A 15,593-nucleotide genomic window follows, 5' to 3' on the forward strand; every position below is an offset into this window, starting at 1 on the left:
GTGCCTGTACCGCCCAGCGAGCGCCCGGCGCTCGAAGCCTATCCGTTCCTGACCGTGCATCCCGTCCGCTACGGTGATCTCGACCCCAACAACCATGTGAACAATGCCGTCATCGGCACCTATCTGGAGATTGGCCGCACCGAATTCTTCGACCGCGAGGGCATCCGCCTGACGGCCGAGGGGCGCGGCATCTCGCTCGTCCACATGGAGATCGAGTTCCACCGGGAGATCCTCTACCCCGGCTTCGTCCAGATCGTCTCCGGCATCCGCCGGGTGGGATCCTCGTCGCTCACCTTCGACCAGGCCGTTTTTGTCGACGGCATGCGGCACATCTCGGCTTCCACGACGACAGCCCAGGTCGACAAGGCGACAAAGCGCTCGACGCCGTGGAACGATGTCCAGCGCGCCAAGTTCGCGCGGCTGATGATGCGGTGAGGAGCCCGGCGCCGCGGCTGCGCCCTCGCCCGCTCAGGGGAACAGGGCGATCTGCTCAAGGCCCGTCGTCTCGGGAAAACCGAGGACAAGGTTCATGTTCTGGAGCGCCTGTCCCGCCGAACCCTTCACCAGGTTGTCGAGCGTCGAGATGACAATGGCGCGGCCGGGAATGCGATCGGCGAAGACGCCGATCTGCACGTAGTTGGAGCCGCGGACATTCTGGGTCTGCGGCACGACACCCTTCGGCGCCACATGGACGAAAGGCTCGTCCCGGTAGGCCTCGGCCAGGGCCTGGCGCAGATCGTCGGCAGTCGCCCCGTTCAGCCGGACATAGGACGTGCAAAGCTCGCCGCGCGCCATGGGAATGAGGTGGGGCGTGAAATTGATCGTGACTTCGCCGCCGACTGCAACGCCGATCTCCTGCTCGATCTCGGGCGCATGGCGGTGCTTGCCGATCGAATAGGGCGAGAGCCCCTCGCCGGCCTCCGAGAACAGCGTGTTCTGCTTCAGGCCGCGACCGGCGCCGGTGACGCCCGATTTGGCGTCGACGATGATGTCGTTGGCATGGATGAGGCCTGCCCTGGCGATCGGCACCAGCGCCAGCAGCGTCGCGGTCGGGTAACAGCCCGGACAGGCGACGAGGCGCGCCGCCGTGATCTCCTTCCGGTAGAGCTCGGTGAGGCCGTAGACCGCCTCCTTCTGCAGTTCCGGCGCCTGGTGCTCGTGGCCGTACCACTCGGCATAGGTCGCGCCGTCCCGCAGACGGAAATCGGCCGACATATCGAGGATCTTGATCTTCGGATTGGCGGCGAGGACCGCGGCTGTGATTTCCTGGGTGGTCCCATGCGGCAGGCCGCAGAACACGGCGTCGAGGCCGGTCCAGTCGACGCTCTCCCAGGCAACCAGCTTCGGCAGATCGAGCATGAAGAAATGCGGAAAGACGTCGACCATCGCCTTGCCGGCATGGGTGTTCGCCGTCAAAGCGACGATCTCGACATGCGGATGGCGCGCGGCAAGGCGGACGGCATCGGCGCCGGTGTAACCAGAGGCTCCGAGGATCGCGATTTTGGCCTTGGTCGCCATGGCAGTCTCCGCAGGGTGCGAGAAGTCGGGTTCAGCATGTCACGGACAAAAAAGCCGCGCTGGGAGCGCGGCAATCGGATCGATTATCAGGGCACGGGCCCGCGCGCTCATCGCTGGATGAAGATGGAGCGTCGGGAACGGGTGAAGGCCGGTGACATCAGCGCTTCATGCAATCGGCTCATGTCACTGTCAAGACAGGTCCGACCGACGGTCCGTCAGCGGTTCTTCCCCGGCACCCAGAGCACGTCCGCCTTGCCCTTGTCGTTGAGATAGCGCGCGGCCACGAACAGGAAGTCCGACAGGCGGTTGACGTACTTCAGCGCCGGTGCCGAGATCCCCTCGCCCGGGCGGCGCACGAGGTCGACCATGATCCGCTCGGCCCGCCGCGCCACGGTGCGGGCGACGTGGAGATGCGCCGAGGCGGGGCTGCCGCCAGGCAGGATGAAGCTTTTCAGCGGATCGAGTTCGGCATTGAGCTGGTCGATTTCCTGCTCGATGCGGTTCACCTGGGCATCGACGATACGGAGCGGCTCGTAACCGAGGTCCTCGCCGAGATCAGGTGTGGCGAGATCGGCGCCAAGGTCGAACAGATCGTTCTGGATTCGCATCAGCATTGCGTCGACCACGGGGTGTCCGGCGGTCGCCAGCCGCGCGACGCCGAGCGCCGAATTGGCCTCGTCGATGCAGCCATAGGCCTCGACGCGCAGATCCGACTTCAGCCGCCGCGGTCCTGCCGCCAGCCCCGTCGTCCCGTCGTCGCCGGTCTTGGTGTAGATCTTGTTCAGCTTGACCATGCCGTTCGTCCCTGTCCTCAGCCGCCGCTCGACTTGTAATAGATGGCGATGACGATGATGACGATGGCGACGAACTGCAGACCGACGCGCCAGCGCATCAATTTCTGCGACGTGTTCGGGTCGCCGCCCCGCATCATGTTTGCAAGACCCATGACCAGAACAATGGCCACGGCCGCGATGGCTACGGGTACGAGCATATTGAAGGACATCGGGCGATTTCCTGTCAGCCGTTCAGCCGCCAGAGGGCGACATTCAGCAAAGTGGCGTAGCTGACCCACGCAAGATAGGGGATGAGAAGGAGGGAGGCCAAGCGATCCTTGGTCCAGCCATAGACGATGGTGGCAAGGATGGCGAACCACAGGGCAACGATGACGGCGATGGCCGCGCCCATGGACTGGCCGTAGAAAAACACCCAGGACCATGCCGCGTTGAGCGCCAACTGGGTGGCGTAGAGTGCCAGCACCGGTTCCTTGTCGCGCATGGGCGAGAGAACGTAGCGCGCACCGGCCACTGCGATCATGACATAGAGAACAGTCCAGACGGGGCCGAAGACCCAGTTCGGCGGATTGAAGATGGGCTTGACCAGGGCCGGATACCAGCTCGTGAGTCCATAGGAATTCGCAAGACCCCCGGTGGCTGCGACCAGAGCGCAGACCAGGATGAAGCCCGCATGGACCGCGACGGTGCCGCCGGTCGATATCCGATTGTCCACGCCGGGCTTCCTCATGCTCATGCGGACCACTACGTTGTGGCAACGCAGGGGGATCAGCGGCGTTCCGCAAACCACGCCACCGCCATGGTAGCGAGGCAGGACGGCGCCCCCGGCAGGGAGCGCCGATGCGTCCGGAGCGTTTCCGTTCCGTTCGTGCCGAAGCCACGCTATGCCATCATGGCGCTGGGTGATTCGCGGCCGCCCCGCGGCCTGAGGATGTTATGACGATGGACAATTCCAACGACCTTTTCGGAGGCCCGAAGGAACCCGCAGCCAAGCCGCCGTCGGTGGCCCGCGCCCGGCCGGAGCCCGCCAAGGCGGTCAAGGCGGCCGGCACGCCCGGCGAACAGGGCTATTCCGCCTCCGACATCGAGGTTCTTGAGGGGCTCGAGCCGGTGCGCCGCCGCCCGGGCATGTATATCGGCGGCACCGACGAGAAGGCCCTGCACCATCTCTTCGCCGAGGTCATCGACAATGCCATGGACGAGGCGGTGGCAGGTCACGCCACCTGGATCGAGGTGGAACTGTCGTCCGACGGCTCGCTCTCCGTCACCGACAACGGCCGCGGCATCCCGGTGGACCCGCACCCGAAGTTCCCTGGCAAGTCGGCGCTCGAAGTGATCATGTGCACGCTCCATGCGGGCGGCAAGTTCGATTCCAAGGTCTATGAGACCTCCGGGGGCCTGCACGGCGTCGGCGTCTCGGTCGTCAACGCCCTTTCCGTGACGCTCGACGTCGAGGTGGCCCGCGGCCAGATGCTCTACCGCCAGCGCTTCTCGCGCGGCATTCCGCAGACCGGCCTTGAGGAACTCGGCCGCGTCAACAACCGTCGCGGCACCAGGGTACGTTTCGTGCCGGATCCGGAGATCTTCAAGGAGACGAGCACCTTCAAGCCGGCGCGCCTGTTCAAGATGGCGCGCTCCAAGGCCTATCTCTTCGGCGGGGTCGAAATCCGCTGGTCCTGCGATCCCGACCTCGTCAAGGGCATCGACACGCCGGACAAGGCCGTGCTGCGCTTCCCCGGCGGCCTCAAGGACTATCTCGCCGCAACCCTCGACGGCGCAACACGCGTCCACCCGGACATTTTTGGCGGCAGGCTCGACAAGCAGGGCCACGGCTCGGTGGAGTGGGCCATCGGCTGGGTCGGCGACCAGGACGGCTTCGTCTCCTCCTATTGCAACACCATCCCCACACCGGACGGCGGCACCCACGAACAGGGCCTGCGCATCGCCCTGCTGCGCGGCCTGAAGGACCATGCCGAGCGCACCGGCAACAAGCGCGCCGCCCAGGCCACTGCCGACGACGTGCTCTCGGGCTGCTGCGTCATGCTCTCGGTCTTCATCCGCGAGCCGGAATTCCAGGGCCAGACCAAGGACAAGCTCGCGACCTCGGAGGCCTCGCGCATCGTCGAGAACGCCATCCGCGACCCCTTCGACCATTGGCTCGCCGGAAATCCGAACCAGGCAAACCGACTGCTCGAATGGGTCATCGAGCGGGCCGAGGAACGCCTGCGCCGCCGCGCCGAGAAGGATGTCAGCCGCAAGACCGCCGTGCGCAAGCTGCGCCTGCCCGGCAAGCTGGCGGATTGCTCCAACACTTCCGCCGCCGGCTCGGAGATCTTCATCGTCGAGGGGGATTCCGCCGGCGGCTCCGCCAAGCAGGCCCGCGACCGCCAGACCCAGGCGATCCTGCCGCTCCGCGGCAAGATCCTCAACGTCGCCTCGGCGGGGCGCGACAAGCTCGCCCAGAACCAGCAGCTCTCCGATCTGACCCAGGCGCTCGGCTGCGGCACCGGCTCGCACTACCGCGACGACGACCTGCGCTATGAGCGGGTCATCATCATGACCGATGCCGATGTCGACGGCGCCCATATCGCCAGCCTGCTGATCACCTTCTTCTACCGGCAGATGCCGCGCCTCATCGACCAGGGCCATCTCTATCTGGCCGTGCCACCGCTCTACCGCCTGACCCAGGGCGGCAAGACGCTCTATGCGCGCGACGACGCCCACAAGGACGAACTCCTGCGCACCGCCTTCAAGGGCAACCAGAAGGTTGAGATTGGCCGCTTCAAGGGCCTCGGCGAGATGATGCCGCAGCAGTTGAAGGAGACGACCATGGACAAGAAGGTGCGCACCCTGCTGCGCGTGGGTATCGTGCCCGAGGACCGCCCGGAGACCTCCGACAGCGTCGAGCGGCTGATGGGCGTCAAGGCCGAACCGCGCTTCGCCTTCATCCAGGAACGCGCCGAATTCGCCGAGGAGCTGGATATCTGACCATGGGAGGGCTGCTGGCGGTATCGGCAGGCCTGGTGCTGTTGGTGACGCCCCTCGCCGCCGGGCCCCTTCGCGCCCAGGGTTCCGACCCTGTCCGTGCCCTCTCCACCCTCGCCCCGGAGGTGATGTTCGTGCGGGCGACGGGCAGCTGGTCGTCAGGCGAGCGGAGCGGAACCACGCGCATCGTTCTCCTGCGTTCAGGATCGCCGGACGGGGCCCAGCGGCTCTTCGTCCAGTGGCTGAACCGGCCCGAGGACGCTGCCGGCCGCCCGGCCGTGGCCGCCACCGAGGAAATCCCGGAAATCTTCGACTGGCGCATCGGCGTCGGGGATTACCGCGTCGAGCCCGACGCCAATGGCGCCCGCATCGTCCTCGACGGCCGGATCATCGGCACCGACCGCAACCGCCGCTACCTGCTGTCGATCGGCCCGCCTGGTGAGGTCTCCTTCTCGGCGCTGCGCTGACTGTCAGGCGCCGAGCCAGGCCTCCAGCGCCGCATTGACCGCCGCCGGCTGTTCCAGCGTCGACAGGTGCCCGCAATCAGGCACGACCACCAGCCGCGATCCGGGAATGGCATCGGCCATGTCCTCCGACATGAAGCGCGGCGTGATCGCATCCTCCGCCCCCACCAGCACCAGGGTCGGGCAACGGATGGCGGAGAGTGCGGGCAGGAAGTCAGCCCGACCCATCACGGCACGCTGCTGGCGGATGAAACGCGCCGGACCGGTCTTTTCGGCCATGGTCCTGACCACGCTCTCCAGGGCCGCGTCGCCGAGGCGCCCGAGATGGACGAGCCGCGGCCAGAGAATGCCGTGAATGTCGTCGAAGCGACCGGTCTCGGCGAATTTGATCGCCACCTGCCGGATCTCGGTGTCTTCCGGCGCATCGGGACTGGCGCGTGTATCGAGAAGGGCGAGGCGCTCCACCCGCTGCGGCGCCTGCCGCATGACCTCCAGCGCCACGTAGCCGCCCATCGACAGGCCGGCGAGCGCGAATCGCGGCGGCGCGGCGGAGAGCAGCCGCCCGGCGATGCCGGCGATGGTCTCATCGCGCGCATGGTCGGCGATGGTGATGTCGCAGCGCCCGGCAAAGGCTTCGACCTGGGGTCCGAACAGTTCGACAGTGCAGTTGAGGCCGGGCACGAGAACGAGTGGCGGGCGCCCGGGGCCGGGCCGCGACGAGGCAGGAAGCGACATGGTTCTGATCCTTCACCATGCGCCGCGAATCCCGCCCGACCGGCTGCGCCGGGAAGCGTTCGCACAGGTGACATTCGTTGACAATCAGCCAATTGAGACTATGTTGCGCCGCGTCGAAGGTCGCTGCAAATGCCGGTCCTTCGCTGCACTGTCCGTTCGGCCTCGTGGGTTCTAGGGGCCGCCACGCGCGAAAGCCGTTTCGCGCCTAACGCCTCAAGACATCGTCGCAAGACCCCGCCAGACCACAAGGACACTCTGACAACATGACGTTTTCCGAACTCGGCCTCAGCGCCAAGGTTCAGGCTGCCGTCGCTGCGGCAGGCTATACCGAGCCGACCCCGATCCAGGCCCAGGCCATCCCGCACGTTCTCGCCCGCCGCGACGTCCTCGGCATCGCCCAGACCGGCACCGGCAAGACCGCCGCCTTCACCCTGCCGATGATCACCATGCTGGAGGAGGGCCGCGCCCGGGCCCGCATGCCGCGAACGCTCATCCTGGAGCCGACGCGCGAACTCGCCGCCCAGGTCGAGGACAATTTCGTCAAGTACGGCGTCAACCACAAGCTGAGCGTCGCGCTGCTCATCGGTGGCGTCTCCTTCGGCGACCAGGATGCCAAGCTGACCCGCGGCGTCGACGTGCTGATCGCCACCCCGGGCCGCCTGCTCGACCATTTCGAACGCGGCCGCCTGCTGCTGACCGGCGTCGAGCTCCTCGTCATCGACGAGGCCGACCGCATGCTCGACATGGGTTTCATTCCGGACATCGAGCGCATCTGCAAGATGGTGCCCTTCACCCGCCAGACGCTGTTCTTCACGGCCACCATGCCGCCGGAGATCCAGCGCATCACCGAGCAGTTCCTGCACAACCCGGTCAAGGTCGAGGTCAGCCGCGCGGCGTCCACCGCCACCACCATCACCCAGCGCCTGGTGCGATCGGGCAAAAAGGACTTCGAGAAGCGCGACACCCTGCGCGCCCTCATCCGCGACGCCGACAGCCTGAAGAACGCGATCATCTTCTGCAACCGCAAGAGCGAGGTCGCGACCGTCTACAAGTCGCTGCAGAAGCATGAATTCTCCGTCGCTGCCCTGCATGGCGACATGGACCAGAGCGCCCGAACGGCCGCTCTCACGGCGTTCCGCGACGGAAAGACGCAACTCCTCGTCGCCTCCGATGTGGCGGCCCGCGGCCTCGATATTCCCGACGTCAGCCATGTCTTCAACTACGACACGCCGCACCATGCCGAGGATTACGTCCACCGGATCGGACGGACCGGCCGCGCGGGGCGTCTCGGCACGGCAATCACCATCGTCACGCCGGAGGACACCAAGCTCCTCTCGGCCATCGAGAAGCTGATCGGTCAGCCGATCGAATGGGCGGGCAATGCGATCTCCGACGAGGAAGCCAGCGAGGCCAAGCGCGAGCGGCGCGGCGCCGGCGGACGCCCTGGCCGGTCATCCGGCGGCCGCGGCGAACCCCGTGGCGAACTGCGCGCCCGCGAGGAACGCTCGGCACGGCGCCCGGACGAGCAACGAGCGGCAGCCCCGCGCAGTGCCGAACCCCCTGCGCAAGCCGAACGGCCGGCGCAAGCTGAACGGCCGGCGCGAGGCGAACGGCCGGCGCGAGCCGAGCGGGCGACGCGTCAGTCAGAGTCTTCGGTGTCCCGCGACCGCAGTTCGGCCCGTCCCGCCGCCTCGGAGGAGGCCGACATGTCGCACATGCCGCAATTCCTCCTGCGCCCGGTGACGTACCGCGGAAAATGACGTTGCGTAACGTCTAATTTTTACCTGCGATAAAGCATTATCGGGCTAGCCTCCCCGCTGAGGTCGGAAGGGCGGATCGGCATTTCCCTCCCGCCCAGCACAGGCTTGCCCCCGATGGACAACCGCGACGAAATTGAGCGCAGCTACAGCTTCGGCGAGCTGGCGTTCTCTCAGATCAAGGGCCGCAGCTTGGCGGCCATGCCGCGCAACTACGAGATCTGGTACTGCTACGCGTCCGGCTACTATGCCGATCTGTCTGACGCGCTGAACATGGTCCTGTCCGAAAAGGGCAGCATTTCCCAGGAACAGCTCGATACGATCTACGATACCTTCCTCTCCCAGCACCGCATGGGCGAGAAGCTCGACGTGGTCGGCAACCGGGTCATGGACGAAATCGGCCACGTCATGTCGATGATCGATTCGGCCGCCGGTCAGGCAAATGCCTACGGCAACGACCTTGCCGGTGCCACCGCCCGGCTCGCCTCAGTCGGCTCGCCCGAGGGTGTCCGCACCATCATCGAGAACCTGATTCGCTCGACCCGCGAGATCGAGGCCAACAACAAGGCGCTGGAGCAGCGGCTGAAAGCCTCGCGCAGCGAGATCAAGCTTCTGCAGGACAATCTCGACGCGGTGCGGACGGAGTCGCTCACCGATCCCCTCACCTCTCTCGGCAATCGGAAATATTACGACCAGTCGATTGCCAAGGCCGTGTCGCTCGCCAACAAGTCCGAGATGCCCCTGAGCCTGCTTGTCAGCGATATCGACCATTTCAAGAAGTTCAATGACACGTTTGGCCATCTCACCGGTGATCAGGTGCTGCGCCTCGTGGCGCTCTCGCTGAAGCAGAACGTCAAGGGACAGGACCTCGCCTGCCGTTACGGCGGCGAGGAATTCGCCATCATCCTGCCCGACACGACGCTGCGCGCGGCCGTGACGGTGGCCGAGCACATCCGCCGCTCGGTCATGACCAAGGAACTGATCAAGCGCTCGACCAGCGAGAATCTCGGCCGCATCACCATATCACTGGGCGTCGCGAGCTTCCGTCCCGGCGACACCGTCGCCAGCCTGTACGAGCGCGCCGACCGCTGCCTCTATGCGGCCAAGCGCAACGGCCGCAACCGCGTCGTCTGCGAAACCGATCCGGAAGCCGAACTCAAGGTGGCTTGACCGGCCGGCGGGGTCGCGCGCGATCCGCCCTGAGACCGGCCTGCCAAGCCAGGTTCGCCCAGCGCCTCAAGGCGTCCTCGTCGTCGAAACAAGCCTCCGGCATGCGGCGATAGCTGCCGACCGTCGTCTCACCCCGGCGTGTTGCATAGACAAAGGGCGTCAGGCCCTCCGCGACAAATGTCGGGGCGCTTTCGGCATCACATTTCAGGAAAATTTCGCCGCTGATCGAAAGCGCGAAGACCACGCCGGCGCGGTAGATGGCATGGCCGGAAAACATGCGGCGGATCGTAACGGGCGCGAAGGGTGCGAAGAGATCCACGAGGACATCGGGATCGGTCGGCGCCATTGTCACACCGTGCCGAGAGCCTCGGGCCTGGCCGGCGTCAGGGCAATCGATTCGCCGCAGCCGCAGGCCGAGGTCTGGTTCGGGTTGTTGAACACGAACTTGGCCGACAGCTTATCGGTAACGTAGTCCATCTCGGTGCCGAGGAGATAGAGCACCGCCTTGGCGTCGATGAAGACGCGCACGCCCCGATCCTCGACGATCTCGTCGAATTTAGCCGGGGCATCAACGAATTCCATCGTATATTCCATCCCGGCGCAGCCGCCCTTGGTGACGCCCACGCGCAGTCCCGACGTATCGTGGCCGGAGGCCTGAACGAGTTCCTTCACCCGATCGGCAGCGGATTGGGTCAGGCGCATGGCCTGCATTCTGGGCAAGGGCATCTTGGTCTCCGAAGGCGCCCGGATTCAAGGTCCGGCGTTCAAAGCGCAGGTCTGACTATAGACAGTGCCGCGTCCGAGTTAAATCCCTCTTGCCGCCCGCGGCATCACCACATGTTGAGGGCGACACGGGCCTCGTCGGACATGCGGCTCTGGTCCCAAGGCGGGTCAAAGGTGATCGTCACCTTGGCCTCGGAGACCCCCGGCACGCTGGCAACGGCATTCTCGACCATGCCGGGCAGTTCGGCGGCTGCCGGGCACGACGGCGAGGTCAGCGTCATGTCGATGGCGACCTTGCGCGCATCATCGATATCGACCCGGTAGATGAGACCGAGTTCGTAGATGTCGGAGGGGATCTCCGGATCGTAGACCGACTTCATGGCCGCGACGATGTCGTCGGTCAGACGGTCCAGCTCTTCCGGCGGGATGGCGTTGGTATCACCACCGACGGTGGTGTTGAGGGTCTGGGTCTCGTCCATCGGGTTCAAGGTCCGTGGGTCAGGGTCCAAGGCAGCAATGCCTCAGCCGAAGAGAGATTGGGCCTTGAGGAGGGCTTCCGCAAGACGGTCCACCTCATCGGTCGTGTTGTAAAGACCGAAAGAGGCGCGGCAGGTCGAGGTCACGCCATATCGCTGAAGCAGCGGCTGGGCGCAATGGGTTCCCGCCCTGACCGCGACACCGTAGCGGTCGATGACGGTGGCGACGTCGTGGGCATGGGCCCCCTTCATCTCGAAGGAGACGATGGCGCCCTTGTCCCGGGCAGTGCCGAAGATGCGCAGGGAGTTGATCGCCCCGAGCCGCTCATGGGCATGGCGGACCAGGCTGTCCTCATGGGCGCGGATCGCCGTACGGCCGATCGAGCGCATGTAGTCGAGCGCCGCGCCAAGGCCGATGGCCTGGACGATGGCCGGGGTCCCGGCCTCGAAGCGGTGCGGCGGATCGTTGTAGGTGACGCCCTCGGTGGTGACGACCGAGATCATCTCGCCGCCGCCATTGTAGGGCGGCATCCGCTCCAGCAGCTCCTTCTTGCCGTAGAGAACACCGATGCCGGTCGGCCCATAGACCTTGTGACCGGTGAAGACGTAGAAATCGGCGTCGATGTCCTGGACGTCCACCTCCATATGGACGCAGGCCTGCGACCCGTCGACCAGCACCGGGATGCCGCGCGCATGCGCCAGCCGGATGCACTCCTTGATCGGCACCACGGTGCCAAGCGCATTCGACATGTGGGTCAGCGCCACCATCTTGACGCGCGGGCCAAGCAGCTTCTCGAACTCGTCGATGAGGAAATTCCCCTCCTCATCGATCGGGGCCCAGACCAGCTTCGCCCCGCGCTTCTCGCGGTGGAAGTGCCAGGGGACGATGTTGGAGTGATGCTCCATGATCGACAGGACGATCTCGTCGCCCTCGCCAATCACCAGCCCGCCGAAGGAGGCTGCCACCAGGTTGATCGCCTCGGAAGCGTTGCGGGTGAAGACGATCTGGTCGACCGACGGCGCGTTCAGGAAGGCGCGCACGCTCTCGCGTGCCGCTTCATAGGCCTCCGTCGCCGCATTGGCGAGGTAGTGGAGCCCGCGATGCACATTGGCATATTCGCTCTCGTAGGCATGGGAGATGCGGTCGATCACCGCCCGCGGCTTCTGCGCCGAGGCGGCATTGTCGAGATAGACGAGGTCCTTGCCGTAGGGCTTCAGCGCCAGGGCGGGGAAGTCCTTGCGGATGAGATCGACATCATAGCCGCCGTTTGCGACCGCCGGATGCTGGCCTGAAGGGGTCATGGCTCAGCTCCTCGCGCGCATCCAGTCGGTCACCGAGGTCAGCATGGCCTCGCGCAGTTCCTCGACGACGGCGAGCGGTCCCGCGCCGAAATCCTCGATCGCCTCGCGGGCGAAAGCCTCCACCAGCAGTGCCTCGGCCTCCTTGTGCGGGATGCCGCGCGCCTTCAGGTAGAACATCAGGTCGGCATCGAGTTCGCCGCAGGTGCAGCCATGGGCGCAGGCGACATCGTCGGCGAAGATCTCGAGTTCGGGCTTGTTGTCCATCGACGGACCTTCGGCCAGCATGATCGTCTGGCTCATCATCCGCCCGTCAGTCTTCTGGGCGACCGGCTGGACGATGATCTTGCCCTGGAAGACGCCGTGGGCCTCGCCGTCGAGGATGTGCTTGAAGGTCTCGCGACTCTGGCAATGAGGCACGGCGTGCTCCATCACCAGCGCCGTATCGGCATGCTGGCGGCCCTTGAGCATCGACACGCCGCGCAGCGTCACGTTGGAATGCTCTCCGGCGAAGCGCACGAAGAGCTGGCTGCGCGACACCGCGGCACCTGTCGTGAGGGTCAGCGAGTCGAAATGCGCCTCGGCACCGACGCTCGCCTCGAGGGTGGCGAGGTGCAGGGCCTGGTCGCCCTCGACCTGGCGCCGCCCGTGCTCGAGCGTCGCCCCGTCGTGCACCACCACCTGCATGACGACATTCTTCTGGTACTCGACGCCGGCCGGCCCGCAATGGGTCTCGACGATCCCGGCCGAGGCCCCGGCCCCCACCACAACGACGACGCGCGACGTGACGAGGCGCGGCGCGCCGTCCGAGGTGATCGAGACGAGGTCTAGGGCATGGCCGAGCTCGGTGCCCGGCGCCACCTCGATCAGCAGGCCGTCGGTGAGGAAGGCATTGTTGAGCGCGAAGGCGATATTGGCGCGCGTCGCCGGCTGCCCGGTCACCAGCGCCGCGATCTCCGGCCGCTGTGCCATGGCCGCGGCGAGGTCCGACACGGTGACGCCCTCGGGGAGCGCCCCGCCATCGGCGAGGTCCGGCACATGGAAGCCGTCGACCAGGACGATGCGGCTGCCGCCGACCCGCTTTAGCCGGCCGAGGGCGACCTTCGCCGCCAGCAGGACTGAGGCGTCAGGTGCGACGGCCAGCGGCCGCGCCTCGCGCATGAGGACGCGCAGGTCGGTATATTTCCAGTCCTCGACGCGCCGATGCGGCAGCCCGCTGGCCTCGAAGCGCGCAAAACCGTCGATTCGCAGGCCCTCGAGCGCGGCGCTGGTTGGCCTGCTGTCGCGGAGGGCACCGAAAGCACCGATCAGAGCCTGTTCGGCAGGGGTTCGGATGGGGGTAATGGCGTTCATGACCATGCTCACGCGGCCTTGCCGACGATATCGGCATAGCCCTTGGCCTCGAGTTCGAGGGCGAGTTCCGGGCCGCCTGTCTTGATGATACGCCCGGCCGACAGCACATGGACCACGTCCGGCTTGATGTAGTCGAGCAGGCGCTGGTAATGCGTGATGACGACAAAGCCGCGGTCGGGCGAGCGCATGGCGTTGACGCCGTCGGCGACGATCTTCAAGGCGTCGATGTCGAGGCCGGAATCAGTCTCGTCGAGAATGGCCAGCTTCGGCTGAAGCAGCGCCATCTGCAGGATCTCGTTGCGCTTCTTTTCGCCGCCGGAAAAGCCGACATTGACCGAACGCCGCAGCATGTCCTGCGAGATGCCGAGTTCCTTGGCGCGCCCGTTGACCAGCTTCATGAATTCCGGCGTCGGCATGTCGTCGAGGCCGTTCTTGCGGCGCTGCGCGTTCAAGGCCGCCTTCAGGAAGGTCATCTGGCCGACGCCGGGGATCTCGATCGGATACTGGAAGGCCAGGAACAGGCCCTTGGCGGCCCGCTCGTCGGGCGAGAGCTCCAGAATGTTCTCGCCGTCGAGCAGCGCCTCGCCATTCGTCACTTCATAATCCTCGCGTCCCGCAAGGACATAGGACAGCGTCGACTTGCCCGAACCGTTCGGGCCCATGATGGCGGCGACCTGGCCCTTTTCGACGGTCAGATTGAGGCCGTTGAGGATCTGCTTGTCTTCTTCGGCGAGCTTGGCGGTCAGGTTCTTGATTTCGAGGAGCGACATGGGGTGGTCCTTGCGATCACGGACGGGCCGCGCCGGCGCGGCGAAAAGGAGCGGGGGTGGGTCGGCTGGATCAGCCGACCGAGCCTTCGAGCGAAATGGCGATCAGCTTCTGGGCCTCCACCATGAACTCCATCGGGAGCTGCTGGAGCACGTCCTTGACGAAGCCGTTGACGATGAGGGCGATGGCCTCTTCCTGCGTTAGCCCGCGCTGCATGCAGTAGAACATCTGGTCCTCGGACACTTTCGAGGTGGTCGCCTCGTGTTCGAAGACCGCCGAGGCCGTCTTGCTCTCGATATAGGGCACCGTATGCGCGCCGCAGGCATTGCCGATGAGCAGCGAGTCGCAATTGGTGAAGTTCTTCGCATTGGTCGCGCGGCGATGGGCCGAGACGAGGCCGCGATAGGTGTTCTGCGAGCGGCCGGCAGAAATCCCCTTGGAGATGATCCGGGAACGGGTGTTCTTGCCCAGATGGATCATCTTGGTGCCGGAATCGACCTGCTGGGCGCCGTTCGACACGGCGATCGAATAGAACTCGCCCTGGCTGTCGTCGCCGCGCAGGATGCAGCTCGGATATTTCCAGGTGATCGCCGAGCCGGTCTCGACCTGCGTCCACGAGATCTTTGACCGGGCGCCGCGGCAGTCGCCGCGCTTGGTCACGAAATTGTAGATGCCGCCCTTGCCCTGGGAGTCGCCAGGATACCAGTTCTGGACGGTGGAATATTTGATCTCGGCATCGTCATGGGCGATCAGCTCGACCACAGCCGCATGAAGCTGGTTCTCGTCACGCATCGGAGCGGTGCAGCCTTCCAGATAGCTCACATAGGAGCCCTTGTCGGCGATGATCAGCGTGCGTTCGAACTGACCGGTTTTCTGCTCGTTGATGCGGAAATAGGTCGACAGTTCCATCGGGCAGCGCACGCCCGGCGGAATATAGACGAAGGAGCCGTCGGAGAAGACCGCGGCATTCAGCGTCGCGTAGTAGTTGTCGGTCGTGGGCACCACAGACCCGATATATTTCCTCACCAGTTCCGGGTGCTCGTGCAGCGCCTCGGAGATCGAGCTGAAGATCACGCCGGACTTCTTCAGTTCCTCCTTGAAGGTCGTTACCACCGAGACGCTGTCGAAGACGGCGTCGACCGCGATGCGGTTCTCCGGCGCGACGCCAGCGAGAATCTCCTGCTCGCGCAGCGGGATACCGAGCTTCTTGTAGGTTTCGAGGATGGCCGGGTCGATCTCGTCGAGCGACTTCGGCGCCGCGTTCGACTTCGGCGCGGCGTAATAATACATGTCTTGGAAGTCGATCTGCGGATAGTCGACGCGCGCCCAGTCCGGCTCGCGCATGGTCAGCCAGCGGCGATAGGCGTCGAGCCGCCATTCCAGCATCCAGGCCGGCTCGTTCTTGCGCGCCGAGATGTAGCGGACGATGTCCTCGGACAGGCCCTTGGGGGCGAGCTCCATCTCGATATCGGTCGAGAACCCGTACTTGTACTGGTCGACATCGATCGCACGGACCTGTTCGACGGTCTCTTGAACCGCGGGCATGGCCTTCTC

At 65.6% G+C, this 15,593-nt stretch carries 17 protein-coding genes; 5 read left to right on the forward strand and 12 right to left on the reverse strand.

Annotated features, from left to right (window positions below; translation table 11 throughout):
• Nucleotides 1–435, forward strand: coding sequence for a thioesterase family protein (locus Q0C57_RS13065; protein ID WP_296576868.1), 435 nt, complete (start codon nucleotides 1–3; stop codon nucleotides 433–435).
• Between the two features lie 33 nt (nucleotides 436–468).
• Here the strand turns inward: Q0C57_RS13065 and argC are convergent, their stop codons facing one another.
• The 4 genes from argC to Q0C57_RS13085 all read right to left on the reverse strand — a co-directional run bounded on the left by argC (nucleotide 469) and on the right by Q0C57_RS13085 (nucleotide 3,024).
• On the reverse strand, nucleotides 469–1,518 hold the full coding sequence (argC, locus tag Q0C57_RS13070) for an N-acetyl-gamma-glutamyl-phosphate reductase (RefSeq protein ID WP_296576869.1): 1,050 nt from the start codon (nucleotides 1,516–1,518) through the stop codon (nucleotides 469–471).
• Nucleotides 1,519–1,733: 215 nt separating this feature from the next.
• Complete coding sequence (locus tag Q0C57_RS13075; RefSeq protein ID WP_296576870.1) at nucleotides 1,734–2,312, reverse strand: cob(I)yrinic acid a,c-diamide adenosyltransferase; 579 nt, start codon at nucleotides 2,310–2,312, stop codon at nucleotides 1,734–1,736.
• A 17-nt stretch (nucleotides 2,313–2,329) separates the two neighbouring features.
• Nucleotides 2,330–2,521, reverse strand: a complete 192-nt coding sequence (locus tag Q0C57_RS13080) for a twin transmembrane helix small protein (protein ID WP_296576871.1) — start codon at nucleotides 2,519–2,521, stop codon at nucleotides 2,330–2,332.
• A gap of 14 nt (nucleotides 2,522–2,535) precedes the next feature.
• Nucleotides 2,536–3,024, reverse strand: coding sequence for a TspO/MBR family protein (locus tag Q0C57_RS13085; protein WP_296576872.1), 489 nt, complete (start codon nucleotides 3,022–3,024; stop codon nucleotides 2,536–2,538).
• A 227-nt stretch (nucleotides 3,025–3,251) separates the two neighbouring features.
• On the opposite strand from Q0C57_RS13085, the gene parE reads away from it, so the two are divergent.
• Together parE and Q0C57_RS13095 are read left to right on the forward strand one after the other, a co-directional pair.
• Nucleotides 3,252–5,297, forward strand: coding sequence for a DNA topoisomerase IV subunit B (gene parE / locus Q0C57_RS13090; protein ID WP_296576873.1), 2,046 nt, complete (start codon nucleotides 3,252–3,254; stop codon nucleotides 5,295–5,297).
• Between the two features lie 2 nt (nucleotides 5,298–5,299).
• Nucleotides 5,300–5,761 (forward strand): hypothetical protein, encoded by a 462-nt coding sequence (locus tag Q0C57_RS13095; protein ID WP_296576874.1) that lies wholly within the window; start codon nucleotides 5,300–5,302, stop codon nucleotides 5,759–5,761.
• Nucleotides 5,762–5,764: 3 nt separating this feature from the next.
• On the opposite strand, the gene Q0C57_RS13100 is transcribed toward Q0C57_RS13095, so the two are convergent.
• Nucleotides 5,765–6,493, reverse strand: coding sequence for an alpha/beta fold hydrolase (locus tag Q0C57_RS13100; protein ID WP_296576875.1), 729 nt, complete (start codon nucleotides 6,491–6,493; stop codon nucleotides 5,765–5,767).
• Between the two features lie 263 nt (nucleotides 6,494–6,756).
• Between Q0C57_RS13100 and Q0C57_RS13105 the strand changes: the two genes are divergently transcribed.
• Both Q0C57_RS13105 and Q0C57_RS13110 read left to right on the forward strand, forming a co-directional pair.
• Nucleotides 6,757–8,253 carry a DEAD/DEAH box helicase gene (locus tag Q0C57_RS13105; RefSeq protein WP_296576876.1) on the forward strand — a complete coding sequence of 499 codons (1,497 nt, stop codon included), beginning with the start codon at nucleotides 6,757–6,759 and terminating at the stop codon, nucleotides 8,251–8,253.
• A gap of 114 nt (nucleotides 8,254–8,367) precedes the next feature.
• Nucleotides 8,368–9,420, forward strand: a complete 1,053-nt coding sequence (locus tag Q0C57_RS13110; RefSeq protein ID WP_296576877.1) for a GGDEF domain-containing protein — start codon at nucleotides 8,368–8,370, stop codon at nucleotides 9,418–9,420.
• Here Q0C57_RS13110 and Q0C57_RS13115 read toward each other — a convergent pair.
• From Q0C57_RS13115 to sufB, 7 genes are all read right to left on the reverse strand, one after another.
• Nucleotides 9,407–9,766, reverse strand: a complete 360-nt coding sequence (locus Q0C57_RS13115; RefSeq protein ID WP_296576878.1) for a TfoX/Sxy family protein — start codon at nucleotides 9,764–9,766, stop codon at nucleotides 9,407–9,409. The genes Q0C57_RS13110 and Q0C57_RS13115 overlap by 14 nt on opposite strands.
• 2 nt (nucleotides 9,767–9,768) lie before the next feature.
• Nucleotides 9,769–10,146: an iron-sulfur cluster assembly accessory protein gene (locus Q0C57_RS13120; RefSeq protein ID WP_296576879.1), complete on the reverse strand. Its 378-nt coding sequence runs from the start codon at nucleotides 10,144–10,146 to the stop codon at nucleotides 9,769–9,771.
• Nucleotides 10,147–10,250: 104 nt separating this feature from the next.
• Nucleotides 10,251–10,622 (reverse strand): SUF system Fe-S cluster assembly protein, encoded by a 372-nt coding sequence (locus Q0C57_RS13125; RefSeq protein ID WP_296576880.1) that lies wholly within the window; start codon nucleotides 10,620–10,622, stop codon nucleotides 10,251–10,253.
• 42 nt (nucleotides 10,623–10,664) lie between these two features.
• The gene (locus Q0C57_RS13130) at nucleotides 10,665–11,921 is read right to left on the reverse strand and encodes a cysteine desulfurase (RefSeq protein WP_296576881.1); all 1,257 of its coding nucleotides are present in this window, start codon (nucleotides 11,919–11,921) and stop codon (nucleotides 10,665–10,667) included.
• Between the two features lie 3 nt (nucleotides 11,922–11,924).
• Nucleotides 11,925–13,271 carry a Fe-S cluster assembly protein SufD gene (sufD, locus tag Q0C57_RS13135; RefSeq protein ID WP_296576882.1) on the reverse strand — a complete coding sequence of 449 codons (1,347 nt, stop codon included), beginning with the start codon at nucleotides 13,269–13,271 and terminating at the stop codon, nucleotides 11,925–11,927.
• An 8-nt stretch (nucleotides 13,272–13,279) separates the two neighbouring features.
• Nucleotides 13,280–14,041 (reverse strand): Fe-S cluster assembly ATPase SufC, encoded by a 762-nt coding sequence (gene sufC, locus Q0C57_RS13140; RefSeq protein WP_296576883.1) that lies wholly within the window; start codon nucleotides 14,039–14,041, stop codon nucleotides 13,280–13,282.
• 70 nt (nucleotides 14,042–14,111) lie between these two features.
• A complete protein-coding gene (gene sufB / locus Q0C57_RS13145) occupies nucleotides 14,112–15,584 on the reverse strand; it encodes a Fe-S cluster assembly protein SufB (RefSeq protein ID WP_296576884.1) in 1,473 nt (490 codons plus the stop codon).
• Nucleotides 15,585–15,593 lie beyond the last annotated feature (9 nt).

The sequence above is a fragment of the Phreatobacter sp. genome, from assembly GCF_022843985.1.
Taxonomy (GTDB): Bacteria; Pseudomonadota; Alphaproteobacteria; order Rhizobiales; family Phreatobacteraceae; genus Phreatobacter.